Source organism: Pseudomonas psychrophila HA-4 (assembly GCF_000282975.1).
Lineage (GTDB): Bacteria > Pseudomonadota > Gammaproteobacteria > Pseudomonadales > Pseudomonadaceae > Aquipseudomonas > Aquipseudomonas psychrophila_A.
Window position 1 is genome coordinate 21,294 of record NZ_ALJC01000052.1, and the last position, 21,848, is coordinate 43,141.

The 21,848-nt window shown below is 47.6% G+C and carries 10 protein-coding genes; 5 read left to right on the forward strand and 5 right to left on the reverse strand.

Annotated elements, in window-relative coordinates; all coding sequences use genetic code 11:
- The first annotated feature begins 128 nt into the window (after nucleotides 1-128).
- Nucleotides 129-749, forward strand: a complete 621-nt coding sequence (locus B347_RS24710; RefSeq protein ID WP_019408948.1) for a response regulator — start codon at nucleotides 129-131, stop codon at nucleotides 747-749.
- Nucleotides 750-853: 104 nt separating this feature from the next.
- Here the strand turns inward: B347_RS24710 and B347_RS24715 are convergent, their stop codons facing one another.
- The 5 genes from B347_RS24715 to B347_RS0106800 form a co-directional block, all read right to left on the reverse strand.
- Nucleotides 854-4,525, reverse strand: coding sequence for an RHS repeat domain-containing protein (locus tag B347_RS24715; RefSeq protein ID WP_019408949.1), 3,672 nt, complete (start codon nucleotides 4,523-4,525; stop codon nucleotides 854-856).
- Nucleotides 4,526-4,674: 149 nt separating this feature from the next.
- Complete coding sequence (locus B347_RS0106785) at nucleotides 4,675-5,151, reverse strand: hypothetical protein (protein WP_019408950.1); 477 nt, start codon at nucleotides 5,149-5,151, stop codon at nucleotides 4,675-4,677.
- A gap of 45 nt (nucleotides 5,152-5,196) precedes the next feature.
- Complete coding sequence (locus tag B347_RS0106790; RefSeq protein WP_019408951.1) at nucleotides 5,197-8,181, reverse strand: hypothetical protein; 2,985 nt, start codon at nucleotides 8,179-8,181, stop codon at nucleotides 5,197-5,199.
- A gap of 63 nt (nucleotides 8,182-8,244) precedes the next feature.
- Nucleotides 8,245-10,539, reverse strand: coding sequence for a hypothetical protein (locus B347_RS0106795; protein WP_019408952.1), 2,295 nt, complete (start codon nucleotides 10,537-10,539; stop codon nucleotides 8,245-8,247).
- A gap of 33 nt (nucleotides 10,540-10,572) precedes the next feature.
- A complete protein-coding gene (locus B347_RS0106800; RefSeq protein WP_019408953.1) occupies nucleotides 10,573-12,360 on the reverse strand; it encodes a hypothetical protein in 1,788 nt (595 codons plus the stop codon).
- A gap of 283 nt (nucleotides 12,361-12,643) precedes the next feature.
- Between B347_RS0106800 and B347_RS24720 the strand changes: the two genes are divergently transcribed.
- The 4 genes from B347_RS24720 (at nucleotide 12,644) to B347_RS0106820 (ending at nucleotide 21,805) form a co-directional block, all read left to right on the forward strand.
- On the forward strand, nucleotides 12,644-17,626 hold the full coding sequence (locus tag B347_RS24720; protein ID WP_019408954.1) for an RHS repeat domain-containing protein: 4,983 nt from the start codon (nucleotides 12,644-12,646) through the stop codon (nucleotides 17,624-17,626).
- A 239-nt stretch (nucleotides 17,627-17,865) separates the two neighbouring features.
- Complete coding sequence (locus tag B347_RS0106810; RefSeq protein WP_019408955.1) at nucleotides 17,866-18,420, forward strand: fimbrial protein; 555 nt, start codon at nucleotides 17,866-17,868, stop codon at nucleotides 18,418-18,420.
- 83 nt (nucleotides 18,421-18,503) lie between these two features.
- Complete coding sequence (locus B347_RS0106815; protein ID WP_081498264.1) at nucleotides 18,504-19,259, forward strand: fimbria/pilus periplasmic chaperone; 756 nt, start codon at nucleotides 18,504-18,506, stop codon at nucleotides 19,257-19,259.
- A 35-nt stretch (nucleotides 19,260-19,294) separates the two neighbouring features.
- Complete coding sequence (locus B347_RS0106820) at nucleotides 19,295-21,805, forward strand: fimbria/pilus outer membrane usher protein (protein WP_019408957.1); 2,511 nt, start codon at nucleotides 19,295-19,297, stop codon at nucleotides 21,803-21,805.
- The last annotated feature ends 43 nt before the right edge of the window (nucleotides 21,806-21,848 follow it).

The window sequence follows — 21,848 nt, forward strand, 5'->3', positions numbered from 1 at the left end:
TGTAGAAAAGGCTTACATAGACTTATAAATTTATTTGCTAAGGTGCACGCGATCATTTACTTATAGAACGAACTTTAAACGTGACTTTATCTCGAACACACGAAAGGTTTAGTCATAAGACTACACGGGTGATTATTGCCGATGATCACCCTGTTGTATTAATTGGCATGCGCATGACCCTAAGTACGCTGGCCAACCCGACTATCTGCATCACCGGCGAAGCGTCAACCCCTGAGGCATTGATCCTACTGCTCGAGCGCCAATCCTGCGATTTGCTTATCACCGATTTCTTTATGCCCTCCGACAAATATCCGGATGGATTGGCCCTGATAAGTTTTATACAACGCAATTTCCCCGGCATAAAAGTATTGGTCATGACCATGGTGAATAATCTCTTAATACTCAGACAGCTGCTCAAGCTGAAGGTAAACGGTCTAATCGATAAAAACTCCACACCTGTGGAATTAAGAAGTGCTGTTCGCTTGTCGCTCAAAGGTGACCGCTACGTGAGCCCAAGCTTCGGCCTATTATTGGAAAGCGCCAAAAAAGGTGAAATCACCCATAGCAATCTTTCCCCGAAAGAACTTGAAGTGGTGCGGCTCTTTGGCCAAGAACTTGCTGGCCGCGAAATTGCAAGACGCCTTAATCGCAGCGAAAAAACCATCAGTCGCCAAAAACGGAGCGCAATGAAAAAGCTGTCTATCAAAAGCAACGGCCAACTTGCTGTCTTTGGCCAGAGCTTTTTATAAATACTCCGCAGCACGCCATTTCCAGAACCTTTAAAAAGGCGCCAATCGCAGAGAATGGCGCCCTTATCAGCAAGCGAAGATCTATTTATTAAAAGCCCCGCAGGTTAATGCGCCGTATCACTGACAGACGTCAATCGGTTTAAGTCGTCATAACTCAGTATTCTGCCACGTTCGTCCAGGATCAAATTTCCATTCAAATCATACTTAAGTACGATTATTAACGGATCGACTGAAGCATGATTATTAGTGACACTCGTCAGTTGAACGGGATCTACCCCATCGTAAGCGTAGATGGCTGTATTAGACTCATCCCCAAAATCGGTTCTCACACGCGTGATATTATCCAGCGCATCAAATCTAAATATCTGCTGATCAATATAATTACCATAAGGATCAACAGGTTTTTGACTACCCGAGCATGAGTACTTGGTTAGCCGAGCTCGTGCATCGTATTCATAAGCCTCATCACGCAAGACTTCAATGACGTCGCCATTTTCATCCAAGGCACTCAACACACGCTGTACAAGATTATCGATAGTGTTATAACGCTGAACCAATTTTTGCTTAACACCATTCAAATCGAACGATCGCTCAATTTCACGACCAAATTCATCATATTGCAAACTAATCGTAACTGCCTGCGGATTAGCCGCATCTGTCGTATCGATGGTAGCGATTTCACAGGTTTGACCCAACTCGTCGTACGAGAAAGATGATTCGGTAGTACCCAATTTAGTCGAAGATAATCGGCCACCACGTTCAAAGTCATAAACATAGCTTTGAGTATTACCCAGCACGTCGGTATAGCCCAATATCAGCCCCTGCAGGCTGTAATTGTAAATCATCGTATACTCACCTTGAGACTCGGAATTTAGCTGTCCGGTGCTGAAATATGAACGACTCAAGGTAAGCCCTGCTTCAGTGCATTCATTGAGACGCGCATTTTTCGGGTCGTACGTATAGGTTGCCAACACTCCGTTTACCGTTCTCTTCGCAGGTTCTTCGCCTAAGAGCGGGTCATATTCATACTCAATAATTTGCCCACCGGCTGTGGTGACTTTATTGGGCTGTATTTGTCCAGGAGCATAATCGTAAGACTGGCTACGCCCTCCCGTGACAGAAGAAGACATTCGCCCTAATCCGTCAAAAGATTGAGTGCCTAACTCCGTACCGTCAATACTAATTAATACGGGTAAGTCCTCAGTACTGTGTGGCGCGTATGCACGTACTACCACAGCACCGCCTGGTAATATCGTTTGTGTCATCCGATCAAATGCATCATACCTATAGAGGGTAGTGTTAGATAATGCATCGATTTCTTTGGCAGTGCGTCCAAGGCCGTCATATTCATAAAAATGAGTACTGACTAACGTATTATTCAAGTCCCAGCGCTGTTCCTGCACGGGCTTTTCAAATAAATTCATCAGCGTCACGGTTTTACCCGTAGTCTTGGTCACTTGAGACGTGGTATTTGAACTTTGCTGCCAACGAGTCACCACAACACCCTCAGCCCACTGCGAAGTGCCTCGCGGGTCAGTAACTTCATATACTTCAACGCTATCCGGCGCGACCGTGCAGTACTGCTGCCCCCAGTCGTCATAACGGAAATAGGTGGTCATTTCCCGGTCTGCGTCATCTTCCCAATCAACGACTGTTTCGTTGACTAATTGACCCAGCGCATCATACGAGGCCGAGTAAGTAGGTCTAAACAGATCAGCCGCAAGTTTACTGTCAGCATTGATACGTGCTTCACCCACAGCACGGTTAAGTCCATCCATATAGGTTACGGTTTTGACGCCTTTCACATTAATCGATGTTTGTGTTGCCTGATCCCCAGCCTGTGCACACAAAACATAACTATATTGCCGCGTCGCTTCAGAAACTTTACCAGGCGCAACCGTCTCACTGACTACCCGCTGCAAGGCATCATACACATAACGAATTTCCACCCCGTTATCATCACGGGTCAGCAGCGCTTGCCCATTAAACAACGACGTTTCATTGGTCACCGATTTAGTATGTGCATCCAGGTCCGAACTCACCACCACCACAGTGCTTAGATATTCACATGCCGGCGCCTTACCCGGTGTCGGTACGGGGCCTAAATCATATTGATAAGACGTCGTCAGCGAATGTCCATTAAGCGTGACTACGTCACTGGCAACCCGGCCGTGTCGCAGGTTATCTGCTACGTCGTCAATATAATGATACTGGGTACTTTGCAAGATCCCTGAAACGCCCTCAACCTCTTCTTGCAATAGCTCTGTATCCACAACATGCCATGCGTGACTGACTGAATCGAAAGGGGCTAATGTCTTGTACTTATAGGTCGTGCTAAGTGATGGCGCACGATGTAAAGCAGTAGTGACAGGCGTAATGGTTTTATTTTTGAGGTGGCGTATAAAACCGGCAGGATCAGGCGGGCAATCATCCCCATCACCCGTAACGGGATAATAAGTAGAGGTTTCAGTTAAACCATTAGCCTGTTTAAGCAGCGTTAGGTTGCCCTGATTGTCATATTCGTTGTAGACCGTTTCGCTACGGATCAGCGCTTCATCGTCAAGGCGCCAACGCGTTATGACATTTTTAGGCAGTTGGCAATAAGGCAGTTGCTGAAGGAAGGGCACATCAGGATCAACGTAATACTCGGTAATAACTTCCTGATGATTTTTACCCTGAGTTGTTAATTCACTGATGAGCAAGTGAAAGCAGTTGAATGTGCGCGTAGTCACGCGAACGGCTTTGCCATCAACCAAGGAGGACTCTAACGTTTCGTACACGTAATCTGGAGCCGCCTGATACAGGTTGTCGACACCTGAACTGTCCCAGGTAATTGCACTGTCACCTGCACCTAGAAAGTTTTTAGTCGAATAACTGTATTCAGTCTCCAGCGTTGCCTGGCCAAAGCCCGGAACACTCGTGTGTTTAGACACCCGCGGAAGGGTAGATGGCGAAGCTCCAGCGGGCAATTGATGCCCTGTCCAGTCATAGGTAACTGACTCACTTCCCCCAACAGGCGAATGGGCTTGTGTGATAAACATCAGCCCCGTATTGGTGTCCTTTTGATAGGTGAAGCGCCAGGAAGCACGCTCGATAGTGGGCAGTACGACAGCGTCCACCACCCCATTAGCGCCCAACGTCAGTTCAAACTTCGCAAGTGGCGTACCCTGTTCACCTGCAAAGGGTTGTAGTAACACTTCAATATTAGTATTGGCATTACGTTTGACACTAAACAGTGTATTACCAAGCTCATCCTCAATACGTGTCAACATCAGTGGGAACGTAGGGGCCTCATAAAAAAACGAGACACTACGCCCACTAATTGCATATAACCGGATAGGCAACGCCATACGCGACGCCGAGCTACCCATGACTTGCAGCTCTTCAACGTCTCCAGACTTATGTACAATCCGATAGCGCTCACCACCTTCATCGTACAATTTAAAACCCAGGAGTTTCTGCTCCTCCATTGTGCAAAGCCCATCAGCATCAATGGCTGTAACTTTAAACGTCTCACCCGACCCCAAGGACACAATAGAGCGTTTCGGATCATATTCAGATCGCGGCAGGCTCCACCCTAGCCCCCAGCCGGCATCCTGTGTATTGAGCGGATTAAAATTCAGCCCTAATGATACGTCAGGGCCAGTAATATTATTCACCGCAATCGAAGGCAAACTGATTGCGACAGTATATTGACCTGTACGAGGGTCTACACCGCTTTGTAGATAACTCATGAAGTTGAACGCGTTGGAATGCACTGCCGTAGAGGTAGCCATTATAATCTCCAGAGAAATAACTGCCATGTTTATGGTAGTTATTAACGAACCGATTAAAAAACTGAAAGTTAATTTATTTGACATGTCAGCTTAAGACACAATACAAAATCTCAAGCGTATTCCATTAGATACAGCTAAAGGATTGACTATTATTCAGAGCGTATAATCTCCACACACGACAATTTCCCCCCAATTTTTTCGCCATTCCAAATTTTCTTGACCAAGCGCAATCCTGGCGCCACAACAGCACCTTCCTCAAAGGTGGGGATATTATTCAATTCAATTAACGGAACACTCGTTTCATACTTGATCGTTTTGAATTCAAAGTAAAAGTTTTCATTTTTACCGCACTCACCGGAATCCGCCATGATTATAGTGGCGGCAGATGGAACACTGTGCAGCATAAAACTGTATACCACATCATTCTCACACTCATTACCTTGCTGCAGCCTATATTTCTTTGTTATAAAATCAAGCGTGCAATTATTATTGTTTTGTCTATTGAAAAGCTCAATAGTGCCATTTTCTGCTAGTGGTTTTATAACAGATGCTATGGGCTCGCCCCCTACAGCTGCAGCGCCTACTGCCGACAATAAAATAAAACTTATCACAGAAAAAATATTCATTTTCAAGCCCTCAATTTAATTAACAAACAAGCCTAATTCATACCATCATTCGATAAATCTTAACTGCAACTGTTCGCGATCATGCAAATCTACCGGCGGAAAACCAACTTCTATCTTAAACCAACATCCATACTGATCCATTACCTGAGCGTAAACGTTATGTTGCAAGCCGTCGCGCGCAGTGATTTGATCTGGACTAACAGCATCACCAAAACGTACATCATCAGTTCGATGCATACTGAATATGACATTACCTGGCACTAAGACTCTGTTGACAGGCACCGTCAACCCGCCCTCTTTAACCACTAACAAATCTAGACTTTGACCAAACTGCAACAAGCTGCTTTCAATTTCACCAGACGGTATACCTTCTAATGAGAAAGGTTTCCACGCGTACCCTGAGAAACTGAACATAGTCTCTTCCTTTAGTAGAGACTCCCAGCGAACAGTTGATTTATAAGCAAAATTAAAACCCGCGCCTACACCTTCGGAGTAGAACTTTAAACTCACTATTTTTCGGGAAACAAGGGCGAGTTCATAATAGTCCAGCGTTACTAATTTAAGGTCATAATCTGTACCGGGCTCTGGATCTTGAGCTTTAACTTCAGCAGCTATTGTTGTACGGGCGTTCTTACCAGAAAGTGAATGAACTGGCGCCTTTAGCGTACCATCCGAAATAGCTGTCTTTAAAAAGGTATAATCGTTCACCGTCAAAGTAGGGTTATTCACGGCTGTCAAGTTCACCTTGCCCGTTTCTTCATTTAGGTCATCGGAGTAAAAGGTCTTATCATTAGAACCTCCCCTGAATGTCAAACGAAAGGTATCATTCGTTCTTGGCAGTGCAGTGGTATGAACATAAAACTCTAAATTTACCGTACTTTCTTCGTCAAGGGGCTCGGGTACAAACGTATCGGAAACAGCAATATTAGTCGCTGGATACAAATAAATTGAGTTGGCTAAGGTGTGCGTTGCCCACATAGGTGGAGCGTCGGGGCCAATGCCTGACTGTTCGGGCAGCAGTGGCTCTACGATGGAACCATTGCTGTGCAAAAGTCTAAGCGTTTGTAACTCTTCTGCCGAAGGGCGAACCGAAACTTCGCCTACTTTCTTAGTCTCAATTTCAACAGCCAGTTTTATTTGTTGTAATCCATTTCTATAAGCGAACCCCGTCGATGCTAGACTTCCGCCAGTATCACGCACCCTGACAGTGAAAGAATTCAACGCTGCCCATGAGGGTTCGTCTTCAAAACGATCAAATTCTACAGTGCTATAAAACGATCGAGTCGAACCTTGGTAAGTCCAAACACATTTTACGACAGTCACAGTCTCTGTAATTACATCGGGGGCGGTAAACACACCCACTAAAGGATCCTTAAACTGACCTGTACCGCTAATGACACTCCACACTTTCACCCCCACCGGGGCGTCGTCATTTATTTCAAAATTTAGTGTTTTTGAGCGCTTAATATGACGCGTATGCGCGGGTTCAACTTTATTAAGAGGATAGTCATTGAATAACAAAACTGTGCTTTCAACGTATTGATCCGTGAGCGCATCATGCACCCTGATTTTTTGTACGTTTTCGAACTCCGTTTGTTCCTGAATGGGTGGCGTATAAAGTGCAGTGTTCCCAGAGCACTCGAGTGTGCCCATATCAGGCAACGACAACGACCACGTTAATTGTGAACTCGCTGTGGTGGTAACACTCAGCATGACCGGCTGAGGCTTGATTTGGATAATTCGACTACTGAGTTGAGGTGCAATAACCATACCGTCAGTAGAAACAGTGACTCCCGCTGATACGGTGAACGTTTTACCTGCTTGAATCACCTTTCCTGTTACGACAACCCGTACTGAGTCAAACCCAATGTGCTCTTCAGCGGCAGCGGTATAAACACCGCTTGCACTGATGGTGCCATCGCCCGCCCGCGTACGGCTGTTTAAGTTTTTTGCTGTCCAGACGACACCCGAAACAGGTGCTCCTTTAGCATCCAAGACCCTGAAAGCCTCAGACTCGCCAGCCTGTAGCCTAGCCATCGAGGGCTCAATGGTTAACTGTGTACTCGCAGGATCAACATTACCGAAATTTATATAGTCGTAGGGTGTGGCATCGTCTTTACTTACAAACACTTCTGCGGCCGGAAACAACAAACGAGTTAATGTCGAAATCTGCTCGTCGCCCACATATTTTTTCCATTTTTCTGCAATCATGATCGCAGCAGAATAAATATTTTCGCCATCTTCCACGTCATCAGGTATCAAGTAAGGAAACCCTGAGTTATCTCCTGGTAACGTACCCATTTGTTCATCCGCCGCCACCCGAATAAATACGACTACAGCACCATCACCATAATTGGCTGAGGCCATTTTCCCGGCCTCCGGCGCGCGCTGAGTCAAAATAGCGAACTCCTTCGGAGCCAATGGATCATACGCACTGACATCGAGCATACCCAGCACAAACACGCGCTGATAAACAGGCAGGTTAGTAAAGTATTCTTTAAAAGCACCGCCAATTGCTTCTTGGTCCAGATAGTCGGGCAGCACATTACATGTGAAATCTACACCTTCCTTCAAATCCATTATGACCAGACCCTGATCATTAATAGAACCAGCGACCACGGATAACTTGATCCGAAGTTTTAATTGATAGCCTTGTGACTCTCGGATCCTAAGGCTTGTAGAGACGCGCGAAACGCGCTCCCCGGGCTGCATCATCAATACAGTGCCAGAGATCACATTCATACTCACCGTCGCGTAAGACTCATCAAGCGAGGCCTCATCAGCAAATGACAATAATGGCTTGCCCAGCACGATCGATTCTAGTTGAACGGTACCCGACGAACTCCCCTCCAGAGACACATCCCCTTTAAAGGCCGGTAGAAAACTGTACCCCTCCAAACGCGTTATATATTGTTGCTCTAAAAACCGATTGATTCGCGTACGATTAAATACTGTGATAGCTCCCCAGCCATAGGTCACAGATTTTCCATTCAATTGTTTTATAATTTCACTACGAGAATTAATTGACATGATATTTTTCCTGGCTAGGTAAATAGTAAGTTTTCTGCCATCTTTGTGCGATGATCACTAGGCCTAACCACTGACACTCAATGGCAAAGGAACCAGTATGTAAGAAATAACCTCACGGCCAAAATCAGACGTAACACAATTGACTAACGCAAAGGGGCTAACTATTTCTTGTGCTTGCGTATACAGACCCGTTTCATTAATAGTACCCGAGCCTCCTAGTAACACATTAAACGCAGTGAATGCTGTTACATCTTCCTTGCCCACTTTACATTGCAACTGGACAGTTGTTGCGGTTGAAGACCCTTCCGTCATAGCAGAGTTTACGCTCGTGCCATGATCAACCACGATGACGGCAGTTTGCTCAATTCCCGCGCTATCGGTCACAATAATTTCGTCCACAACATACGCAACATCGACTTGGTTATAAGGTCGCGGAGTATAGACATTGCTAAACCCGGTCGTGGACTCCAATGTACCTTCTAGACCGGTTTTTTTAAGTTTCCATGTGGGGGCATTACCATCAGAACTGTTGGTACTCAGCGTAACTTTATCCTTATCGCTAGGCACCTCACCGATGACTTTTACAGTCACCAAAGGGTTAACCGTAATGGTCTTTTTCAAGACGCTCACCAATGCGTAAGTTCTGTAGTTTCCGTAGGTTGCGATAACTCGGACACGTGCCTGGGTACCTTTATAACCGCGAATATCGGGGGCGGTGTACAGGCCGCTAGTTGGATGAATACTGCCAACGAACTCAGGGTCTCCTGAAGCACTTTCGACAGACCACGTGACAGCGGAGGCACCTTGCGGAGCTAGGGTAAACTGTTGGGTTTTACCGTGTAGAACAACGGCTTCCATGGGCGAAACTTCAAATGCCGATGCGGTCGGCCCGATGTCACCAAACATCACCAAGTCATTAGGCAGCGCGCATGAAGACAAGGACACGGTGTCTTCATTTTTGAATAAAATACTTTCCAGTACGAAGGAGTTAATTTCAGGAACAGGCTTAGCGACTCCTGAAAACTCTCTACTAATGATCGAGTAGGCATTAGCCTTATAATCAGATACTTCCAAGAAATGATGAACATAAGATCCAGCGATAGGATCATCTAAAACTGTAATGTAAAAAAAATCGCTATCTTCAATGTATCCCGCAGACACCACGCCACTTCCATCAGGGTTTACACTGTAAGTCGACGACCTCTCAGCCCCTACGCCATAAAGTGCCCTGGGCGTACAGTCGAAGCTGGTATATTGCACCCTTATGTATACGTAATTCTCGGCACGCCACCTAGCCATAACTTTTCCACTTTCAACGCCCACGTGCATATCGTTAGGAGGCCCATAAGTTAGTTGCAAATCAGGCAGATGAACAGTTCCTTGCGCAGTGCCTGTATCAACTTCAGCAGTTACAGCAGCAAGCGGTATAAAACCCTTTGTAAATCGCAACTTATACTGCTTTTCGGCCAATTCAATCTCTCCACCAAGCTCGCTTAATGGGACTTCAAAATTATTACCCACCACTTTTTCAAGCAACGTTGACTGCCCTAAAATTAAAGTGGCAGAATTACTAGCAGTCAAATACTCGAAATCAATCGGTAAAGTACTGCCTGCGACATCTCCTTCCATACCCACACATATGATTAATTCACCATCGGCAATCTCTGCTGCATCTTCATACTTGCGCACCTCTAGCTGAATATTCAAGGGCTTCAAGTATTCATTTTTACTGGTATCAATCTGACTTAAGGCCCACACTTTTTTATCATCAGGCACTTGATCCTCAAAGTAGGCTTTAAAGACCTTACCCACATCCACTTGATCCAAGTAGTTATCATTGACATCGACAGAAAAATCGGTGCCGTCCTGGATATTAAACATGACTTGTTGCTTGTCGTTAACCGTCCCCGTTTTCAGGTCCATGATCATTGACAATACTTGACCGTCCAAAGGGTCAAGTACACTGATAGAAGTGACAATTCCTTTTGCCGCTACCGTCATGTAAGACCCAGCGATGATCGGCATTCTTAGTACACAACGAGGCTCATTGCTAATGTCACCATTAGAATAGTTCTCAAATGAAATTATCGGCGAATCAAACTCATACCCATATAACTTTTTAGTCTCCCCACCGCCTATAACCTCCAGACTGACAGGTAATAAAATAGACTCACTATTAAATCGGCTTATATGTTCTTGCTTCAGCATTTTATTAGCCTTTTGGCGATCGTACGCCAAAATCGCACCCCAACCATAGGTTTGAGGCTTTTCTTTCAACCATGCCATCAATTGTTCTGATGCATTAGGCAAAGCCACTGCCTTGGTTAAACTGCGCACGGCCTTGAATACTTTTGTCATGATATAAATGCTCAGGTAGATTAATTAAAATTGTTAGTCCACAAGTGTGAGTTCAAGCAACCGGAAAGAGAGGTAAGTTTCACCGCCATCGAAACTAACCTTGGTAGACACAGTAAATTTGGATTTCAAGGTAAGTTTCTGCAGAAAACTTTTTGTCAGCACGGCATTAAATTGTCCAGCCGACACGTCTGCTTCTTCCACTTCGGCACCCTCACACAAGTACTCTTTAAGCGTCGGATCACTCGTACCGCCCTTGGCTTCAATGGTGACAAGCTGTCCTGCCGCCATAAACTTCCACTTGCTTAATACAAACGGTGCACCTGTGGCGGGTACTGATGCAAGTGATAGGGTATTAGATGGACCGCCCAGCGCGTGACTCAATAATGGAAATTGATTAGCTGGCAATCTTTTGATCTCAACGTTGAATAATTTTGAATAGTAAATCTCACCCTCTGCCTCTGGATTTTGTGGGGTGACGCTATAAGCCACATCTATCCGTTTACCCATAAAGGGTGCTATGTACTGCAGCGGCACATTGAACTCTCGCGGTCTATCTGCATAGGATGAACCCGTGTAGGCAGACACGTTGTTGGCAAAAGCCCACTCAACCTTGACCGTATCGCCAGCGTCAATAATTGCCGCATCGGGGATAATCACATCAATACCGGTAACCGACCCCTCGATGGCATCGAACCAAAACTGATCATTTCCATCTGGATAGGACGTCTTAACCATGGGTGCAATTAAGTCACGGGTTTGTTTTATCTCAAAAGAAAGAGCCTGTGAACTTCGTGACAGTTTCTGACGCCCCCATTGATAAAACAGTTCAATCGACTGCCAATTATTAGCCACTAACCATTCTGACTCGAAGATGCACTCAAGTCTGCCGCTGTCTAGGTTAGAAGGATCAATGCGCAGGGTGCGTAAAGTACTTAACGCCTGCACACTGCTTTTGCCATACACCCGTACGTCATCCCCTATACGAGCGCTCTCAAATAATGGAATGCTGACTGTAATGCCACCTGGGTAAGCATCCGGATTAAGTTCTAAACCACTGAAACCATTGACTGTAGGTTCCGGCAGTAACGGTTCTAGTGATGGGACAATTTCAAAACGCTGCTGGCTGGCATGTGATATCAAACCCACAGCGGGCATATTGTATTCCACGGAATAGTCCAGATAGCCGTGCCCGTCTTCTATAAAATCGAAATAGGTCTTTTCAATAAACCAAGTCAATGGTTGACCCTTATCTTTAGGCTGAACTATATATTCATAAGTGACCGGTTCTTCTGGAGAACTATCATCCATATAACCTGACCATACATAGGTCACTTTGTCTCCTGCAGCCATCGCTTGATACGGCAAGACTGTGACACTAGCGCCGCCGCCGGGAATATCGTCGACATCAAGACATAATGAATTGGACTCGGTAATTTGCGCGGGCGGTAGTTTTTGTGCCGGCCGTTTCCCAATATAAATAATCAGCCGTTTAGACTCGGCACCTCTGTCTGCTTCACCCACGCGTTTTACGGCATATGAATAAAATGCTTGCCCTTGATCAAGTGGTACCACCACGGCATTGGGAATAGGCACAGCCATTCCGCTACTGAAGTCCCCTACAACATCCACAAGAGAGTTAACACAGTCGACCACATCACCTGATTCACTGCACCCTCGCCAATTAGGGTATATCACGTCACCTTTAGCTATACCGTCATACCACACGTATGCTTGTAGCGGAGATGTTCCTAACGCAACGAGATCCAATACATTCTCGGCGTCAAGATCGTCGACTCTAGGCAGCGGAAAAATATAAACCACAACGTGTACTCCACTCAATAAGCATCTATAGATAAGCCATGCTGTTCTTTTACATGAACACGATGCAGATAGTTTTACACCCCAAAAAGGCCGACGGGTACTATCAGATATGCTAGGTACGCTGGGACGACAATACTGCTAGGCTGGCCAAAAGTACCTATGACCGATGACACTGCGCAGGTGCCCACTAGTCTTCAGAGCGTTTTATAAAACCCTATAGCGGTAGGTTATTTTTTGCGGTCGTAAAACTATTGTTTCCTTATTCAACAAGAGAACCTTACCCATGGTCGCCTCTACAGCAGTACACTCCAATGCGTTCAATTTCCTGGGTGCCCTCCAGAACGGCGTTGATCCCCGTACCGGCCAATACACGGTCTCGATTGAATTGCCCGACATCAAAACAAATTTTCTGAGCGGCCCAAGCATCCCGCTTGTTCTGAACTTTAATCCACTCCAATTGAGCGATCACGGTTTTGGATATGGTTGGGACTTGCAACTCACGCAATTCGATGTGAGTACGCAAATCATTTCATTGCACACAGGCGAAACCTACAAAGTTGACAGTTGGGACCCCGATTCAGGTCGCGCCATCATTCCGGAACAACGGCTTGATACGTTTCATTTATATGACGAAGGCAATGACACTTACCGTGTTATGCACGTGTCTGGAGAAATGGAAATCCTGGTTGATCAAGGGACTGTGGCAGTGCCTGAAGAGTATTATTCTGCGGAGGGGCAGAAAATCGTACTGGACTATACCGAATTTGATGGACATCCCTTACTTAACACCATTTCTGATGCTAACGATTTACTCGTGCTGTCAGTGACTCGTGAACCTGGGGAAGGCTTTATACACATTGATTTGTATCCATTTTCCGCAGAAGGGGGCAAACCCGTAGCGCGGTTCAGTATGGAGCTAACAGGCGACGAAAATTGGGTCACACAGATTCATTTACCTTCTGAAGATAAAGCCTTATGGGCGTTCACCTATAGAAGGATTTTTGGGTGCCTGTGCATTGAAAGTGTGAGTTCACCTGCAGGAAGCAAGGAAGAGATTACCTATGACACACAAGGGCATGAGCACCCCGCGTCTGGATCACAACAAATTCCCCGAGTCTTCAAGCACCTTGTGCTTCCACGCTTTGAGCAACCTGCGTTAGAACATCACTATACGTATAGCTCTGAAAATTTTTTAGGGTTCGGGGCGGGGGGCTTTGAATGGGAAGACGATGGTCAGGATAACCTCTATAAGGTCTTGACCGATTACACCTATACCAGCACGCAGTCTCTGATCGTTAATGACATCGCTGTACGTACTCAAACGCGTACCTTTAACCGCTATCACTTATTGGTTCTGGATGTGACGGCGCAGAATGGGCACGTATATCGTGTAATAACAGAATATGCCATAAACGTGAACCAGCCTTTTCATCAACAAAGGGCTTACTGCCAACTGCCTGTTAAATCAACACAAACATGGTATTTGGAAGATGACATCAATCAGCTACGAAGTATCAGGCATTCATCCACATACAACAACAGAGGCCTGTTGACTAGCCAGACTTACGACACAGGTATGGTTGAACACTACACCTATTACAGTCCGGATGGCGAAGACTCAGAGGACTACTCTTGCCCGGCTGATAGGGAGGGGTTCGTGCGATATATGCGCGACAAAACAGTGATTCCTGCACGAGACATGCTCGAGGCCGCTCCACCGACATTATTGACCCGCTATTCATACGCCTCTCTCCCTTCGTTAGCGTCCGATCGAGTAGACACATTTATATATTCCTGCGAAGAGACGCTGCTCGAACTTCAGGGCGATCAAACCCTCGAATTGCAAACGTCACGTACCTCCTATTTTGATGAGCTCAGTGAGCCTTTTCTTCATGGACGCTTGAAAAACAAAACGGTTACTGTAGACACGACGACGCAGAGTACCGAATACACCTACCAATTGGGTGAAGATCCTTCTCTCCTTGTCATCAACAAGACCGACACCACTCACGTTATTGATCAAGCACCACTGACGCTTTCTTTAATCAGCCAGATTTCTGTCTTTGACGGTAACCCACGTTCTACGAAAGAGGGTTCAATTGTTCAAGCGTATCGCTACGACGCATTGGGCAGAGTCATTCAAGAATCAACCGCACCCGGTACAAATGTTGAGGCTTCAAAGTATTACACTTATGCACTGAGTGTTGATGGTTCTCAAGCCAAGCAAGTCGTGACGAATGTTGATGGTGTTGAAACTCATACCTATTTTGACGGACTTAATCGCGCTGTCCGTGAATCACGACTAGACCCGGCTAGCCGTTTCATGGCTGAAGAAGTCCAGACCTATCATGCCCAATTCGACGCACGGGGCAATTTGGTTAAAGAGTCCACTTATGACTGGCTGGACGATAAGGAGCACATGTTCAGTCGCTCATTTGACTATGATGACTGGGGTCAACAGTACTCAGTTACCGGACCGGACGGTACACGGGTTGTGGACTGCAGCGACCCTATCGGTATCGATGCGGGCACTCCAGCGGTTAAACATCCAACGCTCACACACTACTTGCAGAGTTCAGACAACCCGGCACTCATCAGTAACTTGACTGTCACCCTACTGAATTCATTCGACAAGCCGCTATGGGCCAAGTCTCTTAATGCGAACCGAAAATTACTCGCCATCAAGAACTTTTCATATGACGGTTTTGGACGTTGCATTGCATCCAAAGATGAATCCGGTCGAATCACGCGCTATAGCTATGACAGTAGATCACGTCTTTTGACCACCACACTGCCTGACTTAACACGCGTGACCAACACATATGCTCCCCACGCCACACAAGGGCTTCATTCTTCGATAACGGTAACACCCAACAATCACTCAGAACCTGAATTGCTAGTGGGTAAGCAACAGTTCGATGGCTTTGGGCGACGCACCTTAATGACTACCGGTACGCTTACCGAGCAATACGACTATGTGGAGGGGCAAGCTCAAGTCAGCCGTTTGACAAGAGCCAGTGGCAAGTGGATTGATTATAACTATGATCTGCGACTGACAACGTTACCCAGCGCCGTTCAGCCCCAAGATGAGACGTCGTGCACCTTCAAGTACAACCCACTTAACGCTTCAATGACCGATGCTTTTAACACTGACGGCTCTACCCGCTACGAATACGACAGTCAGAGACAACTGGTCAAAGAAACGCGCAAGAATAGCTCCGGTCATGAATTGATCACTCACTATACCTACTCGATAAACGGTCTGGCATTAAGTAAAACAGATTCTACCGGCATGACTAAACGCAACACTTATGATGCCTACGCTCGGCTTGCAACCGTACAACAGTATGACGGTGATGAATCACGGGGTTTAAGTGTTGCGTTCACCTACAACAGTTGCGGTCAGCTTTCGCGCACCATTACAACTGACAGTGCAGCGAACACAACACTCACTGTTGACATTGAATATGACGATCAGGGTCGGGAAATTCTTCGTACTCAAACATTAAACACTGAGGCACCGAGAATACTTTCACAGTGCTGGTTACCCAATAATCTTCTAGACGCCCGCGAACTGATGGTCGCAGGTGTTTCTCAACTCTTGGAGAGATTCGAATATGACGCCAGAGGGCGGCTTTGCAAACACACCTATACGGGGCCAGCCCTACCCAAGGACCGCTACGGCAATGAAATCACCCGCCAGGTATTCCGATTCGATGCCCTCGATAACATAAAACGCTGTTTGAGTACTTTTGCAGACGGCCAGTCCGATCTCGCCCTGTTTACCTATGCAATTGATGATTCGTGCCGCCTGCTTAGCGTGAGCCATGACCATGTAAGCTACCCGGCATACCAAGCATTCGATTACGACGCAGATGGCAATATGCTCAATGATGAGCAAGGTCAACGCTTGATCTATGACACCCAAGGCAGACTGTTACGGGTTGAAGCCGCCGATGGTGGACAAACTGTCTGCCGATATCGTTACGATGCGCATAGTCATTTAATGTCGACACAGGTGGGCGCGCAGACAGAAACCTTGCGCTTTTATGAGGGCAACCGTTTAAGCCTTGCTGTGCATGAAGGCATAAGCACTCATCTGCTCACTGTTAATGAGCAACCCTTCGGCCAGCAACAATCTGGGGATGAGAATAAAACACTGACATTACTCACCGACGCCAGCCACACGGTCGTGGGAGAGTGCCTGCAAAACCAACTGCTTACAGCAGCCTACACAGCCTATGGTGAACGCAGTAGCGAACAGGCACTTCACAGCATGGTGGCCTTCAATGGGGAAGTATTAGATGAAGCCAGTGGCTGGTACTTGCTGGGTAAAGGCTATCGGGCCTATAACCCGCACCTGATGCGATTCCACAGCCCTGACTCTATGAGCCCATTTGGTGCCGGCGGCCTGAACCCTTATGGGTATTGCCTCGGTAATCCAGTCGCTTTGCGAGACCCCACTGGTCATGCAGGGACAGGGCGTAACAGGCGACCTGAGCGTCCGGTCCCTACACGTTCGCCGGGTGTTCTTGACTGGCTGGGGGTCATCATTGGCGTTTATCTGGTGGTGGGAGCTATTGTTGCTACGGTGTTTTTCCCACCTGCGGGTGTTGTCGCTGCGTCTGTAGCCTCCACGGTATTTGGCGCTGTTTCTGGAACAGTAGCGGCTCTGGGTGCAAGTACTGCAGCGGCTGCAGTTATAGCTCAAGCTGCCGCTGCAGTGTCGTATGGAACGACCTACTTGCTCTTCTCTGCACTCCCAGTACAGGGTCTTTTCGATAAGATGTTCTTTCTTGCTGATATAGGGCTTACAACTGCTGAAGCGATAGCTGTCGGAACGAATAACTCACAAATGTTAAACGCTGTTGGGACCGCGGCCTATATACCTCAGATTGCAGGGCTTGCAATGGGAGTGGCAGGTTTAGCTTTATTTGCAGGGAAATGGACGAGTCGAACGTTAAAGAGAAGTGCCAGTGCTTCTAGAGCGTCCCTCAAAGAGAGTATTTTTTTGGATGATTTGGCAGATGTGGACCATTCAATATTTCTTCAGTACTCAACTGCTCCAGCTCATACTCCTCATACTGCTACTCGTTCTTATACCGCTGGCAGGCCGCCATCAGAAGTAGCCACTGAGTTTACACAACCAGCTACCACGACTGCCGCACCTGCTATCAAAGCACATCCGCCTGTATCAATTGCACCCAGGGTGTTCTCGTCAGAGGCAGGTGTGCGCGGGACAGCCAATAACGCTGTCCGCAACTAGCAGACTCTCGTTCACGCGTCACGAACGACGCGTGAACCCGTTGAACGAAGCCTCACATTGTTAGGCATATACTCTCGCCCCTTCATAAATGAGAGTTATCTCATATCACTTACCCGCTAATAGAATCAGACTCCTGCCCGTTCAAAAGAGTAACTGTACACACCCATTCTTTGATGCACTTACATGGCATTATTTCGTGTCATTCGCGCCCTGCATCTCTTTCAAAAGGTTTTAACTCCATGAAAAAAACGCTGATACCACTAGCGCTAGGCCTCCTGACGGGCATGGCCAGCACTATCGCCACTGCAAACACTGGCACGATCAACTTTGTCGGCAAAATTGACAGCTCAACTTGCCCAATTGAAGTTGTTAACCCAGGCAGCGGGGCTATTGGGAACGAAGTAAGTATGGGCTCAATATCGCCTTCACGCTTTACTGCAGTCGGCCAAGAATACCCCGGCAATGACTTTATTCTTCGTGTACCAGCAGATGCAGGTTGCAACCTCGACCCCGCTAACCCAAATACGGGAACTGTTACGTTCACCGGCACGGCGGATACCAGCGGTGACTACTATGCAACCAAAAACTTTACCGGCGCAGCCACTGGAGTTGCGATCGTTATCAAGGACAACACCGGCTTTGCCGTTAAAAACGGTACGGCATCCAACACCTACCCACTCAGTGCAACGGTGGCCAGTGACATGAAGTTTGATGCTTATTACCGCTCAACAGCAGCCACTGTAACCGCTGGACCTGCAGATGCCGACGTAGCCTTCCTCGTCACCATCAACTAATGCCCCACCGCTTGCCCTTGCCAGACAGGGGCAGCACCTACCTAACTCGCCAACACTTTACTTTGCCAACAGGTCCGCACTCCATGTTCGGTTTCATCAGAAAGGTCAACGGTTCAAGACCCGCTTTACGCGTGATGGCAATGGTAACAACATGTGTGCTCTACAGTGCTACCAATCACGCAGCCCTCGTTATAAATGGCACACGCGTTGTGTATGACGGCGATAAACGCAGTGTGTCCGCTATTATTTCTAACCCCAGCAAGAAACCGTTTGCGGTTCAAACCTGGGTCAATACTGCCAGCGATGACAGCAGCACCACGGTGCCTTTTATTCCGTCACCTGCCTTATTTCGACTTAACGCAGGCAAAGAACAACATGTACAAATAAATATGCTTCCGCATCAATTACCTGACGATCGTGAATCGGTGTTCTATTTCAACATACAAGAAATCCCTCAAACTACAAAGATTGAAGGTGGGGTGCTGAATATTGCTTTACGCACACGTATTAAGTTGTTCTATCGCCCGTCCTTGATTAAGGGTAACCCTCAAACTCGCTTAAAAGAATTGCAATGGTCTATAAAGAATATCCAAGGTAAACCCTACCTTGAGGTTTACAACCCAAGCCCCTACTTCGTTTCCTTTATACGCCTGGATGTCAGTTCAAGCGGACACACGCAGTCCCCTAAAAACCCGCCGATGGCCGCCCCACTGTCACGTCAGGTTTACCCACTGAGTAACATCAAGCTCGGCGCCGATATACGGGTCCTGTTCTCTGCAATCAATGACTACGGCGGCTTCAGCACACCTTTGACTGCTCCTGTGGCGCCCGCCAACTAAAGCTAACCATTGCATTGACCTGCCAGGAACTCACCATGATCTGCTCACCCGGCTTGCGCAATGCCTCTGCGCGCCTGAGATTTACCAGGTTGGTTGTCATCAGTGCCAGCTTCAACCTGACAACTGTAGCCTTTTCATTCGCCAGCGGGGCAACCCAATTTCAATCCAGCTTCATGCGACAAGACCAAGGCCAAGCCACGGAAACGGGCAACCTCGCACTTGAGGCCCTGTCTAAAGGCCATGACCTTAGTCCAGGCCGTTATTGGGTGCTCATTCAAGCCAACTCACAGGTGTTTGAACAACAGCTAATCCACTTACAGCTGAGTACCGATGGCGAAACACTCCAGCCCTGCCTGCCTGCCAGTTTACTGGCGTTAATCGGGGTCAAACTTGACAGCGTTCAAGACCCCGCTTCTTTACAAGCAGCCTGCGTGGATCTTTTAAACCTGATACCCGGTTCAAAAGTGGATTTTGACAACAGCAAAATGCTGCTGGATATCTCAATCCCGCAGATTGCGTTGCGCCGTGATGTTGTGGGGCATGTTGACCCCAAACGCTTGGATACCGGCATCAATGCTGCCTTCATCAACTACCAGGCTTCGGCACAGCAGAGCTCAAACCGCTACAGGGGCGAGAGTAGCAGCCAGGATTTACTTCTCAGCACTGGCATCAACCTTGGCGAGTGGCGTTTTCGAAGCAGTCAATCCTTTCGGCAGGATGACTCCGATGATGACCAGTGGACACGCTCATTTACTTACCTGCAACGCGATATTCCGGGCACCCGCGCAAATTTGACGCTAGGTGAAGCCTCAACTGAAGGTGATATTTTTCGCAGCATTCCTATCCAGGGGGTCGTGCTTCGCTCAGATCCCGGGATGCTGCCAGACGTCCTGCAAAGTTACGCCCCGATCATTCGGGGTGTGGCGCTGACTCGCGCCAAACTCGAAGTGCGGCAAAACGGTTACCCCATTTACTCAACCTATGTGAGTGCCGGTCCTTATGAGATCGACGACCTGAGCACTGCAGGCGGCAGTGGCGAACTCGAAGTTGTGCTCACAGAAGAAGACGGTCAGGTAAGACGCTTTACTCAACCTTATGCAACGCTAAGCAATCTATTGCGCGAAGGCGTCTGGCGTTATAGCGCTGCGGGGGGCCGTTACAACGCAGCAACCCACCTGAGCGAGCCAATGCTATGGCAAGGCACATTAGCGATGGGCACAGCCTGGAATTCCACGCTGTATGGCGGTGTCATGGGGAGCAATTTTTATCAGGCCGGCACCGTGGGGATCGCTAAGGATCTGGGCGCATTCGGCGCCTTGGCATTTGATGCCACTCGTTCAAGTGCACAGATCAATTCGAGTGATGTACAGAGCCTCCAGGGTTTGAGCTATGCCATCAAATTCGGTAAATCCTTTAACTCGGGCACTAACCTGCGATTTGCCGGTTATCGCTATTCAACCGAGGGCTACCGAGACTTTGACGAAGCGCTGCGCCAGCGCAGCCAAGACTCGACGTTTTTCGGTAGCCGCCGAAGCCGTATAGAAGCTTCGATTTATCAACGTTTAACCACTCGCAGTTCCCTCAACCTTTCGCTGTCACATCAAGATTATTGGGGGACGAACTACAAGCAGCGTCAGTTTCAATTCAGCTTCAATACCCAATACCAGGACATCACCTTCAACCTATTTGCATCGCAGTCACTTAGCGACACCTACGCCAGTGATCGACAGATAGGCTTAAGTATTTCGATGCCTCTGGACTTTGCCCGTGCCAGCAATGTCACATTTGATCTGCAAAAAAATGCCAACCTCTACAGTCAGCGCGCAAGCATGAGTGGCAGCGCCTACGACAACACTCTCAATTATCGGGGCTCAATCAGCCATACCGACCAACAGCAAGAGTCCGTAACGTTATCGGCCAACTACCAGGCGCCATTTGCCAGCATGGGAAGTGGCATCACCGTGGGTCGTGAATACCGCAGCCTGTCTTTGAATACCAATGGCGCGATCATGCTTCACGACCAAGGCATCACGTTCAGCCCCTATTTAGGTGAAACCATGGCCTTGATTCAGGTCCCTGAAATTGCAGGAGTGGGTGTCGCCAATGCTGGTGCCATGCGCACCAATGACAGGGGGTTTGTATTGGCTCCTTACCTGCGCCCCTATCGGGTTAATTATCTGGAACTCAACACTGACGACCTGGGCCCAAACATAGAGATCGAGAACGCAACCGCCCAAGTGGTGCCTCGCCGAGGCGCAATTGTTAAAAGCGTGTTCTCTGCCCGAAAAGTTAACCGGCTCCTGATAACGGCCACGACAGTCAACGGCCAACCCCTACCTTTTGCAGCTCAGGTCAGCTCACTCACGGGTGAACAAATGGGCATTATTGGCCAGGCCGGCCAAATGTTGCTGTCCACAACGCTGCAGTCGCACACATTGAACGTACGCTGGGGACCTGCTGAAGAGCAAAGCTGCAAAATGCAGACAGAACCGACAACAATGCAAGAAATCAACGGATTTCATGTGCAGAAACTGGTTTGCCAATGAACAGCCCTCTCCAAGTACGGCTATTCAATGAACCGCCCGGTCA

What these genes read in the sequence shown, in the direction of transcription:
- B347_RS24715 (WP_019408949.1), bottom strand. Translation starts at nt 4,525, where the DNA reads ATGGCTACCTCTACGGCAGTGCATTCCAACGCGTTCAACTTCATGAGT.
- B347_RS0106785 (WP_019408950.1), bottom strand. Translation starts at nt 5,151, where the DNA reads ATGAATATTTTTTCTGTGATAAGTTTTATTTTATTGTCGGCAGTAGGC.
- B347_RS0106790 (WP_019408951.1), bottom strand. Translation starts at nt 8,181, where the DNA reads ATGTCAATTAATTCTCGTAGTGAAATTATAAAACAATTGAATGGAAAA.
- B347_RS0106795 (WP_019408952.1), bottom strand. Translation starts at nt 10,539, where the DNA reads ATGACAAAAGTATTCAAGGCCGTGCGCAGTTTAACCAAGGCAGTGGCT.
- B347_RS24720 (WP_019408954.1), top strand. Translation starts at nt 12,644, where the DNA reads ATGGTCGCCTCTACAGCAGTACACTCCAATGCGTTCAATTTCCTGGGT.
- B347_RS0106810 (WP_019408955.1), top strand. Translation starts at nt 17,866, where the DNA reads ATGAAAAAAACGCTGATACCACTAGCGCTAGGCCTCCTGACGGGCATG.
- B347_RS0106815 (WP_081498264.1), top strand. Translation starts at nt 18,504, where the DNA reads ATGTTCGGTTTCATCAGAAAGGTCAACGGTTCAAGACCCGCTTTACGC.
- B347_RS0106820 (WP_019408957.1), top strand. Translation starts at nt 19,295, where the DNA reads ATGATCTGCTCACCCGGCTTGCGCAATGCCTCTGCGCGCCTGAGATTT.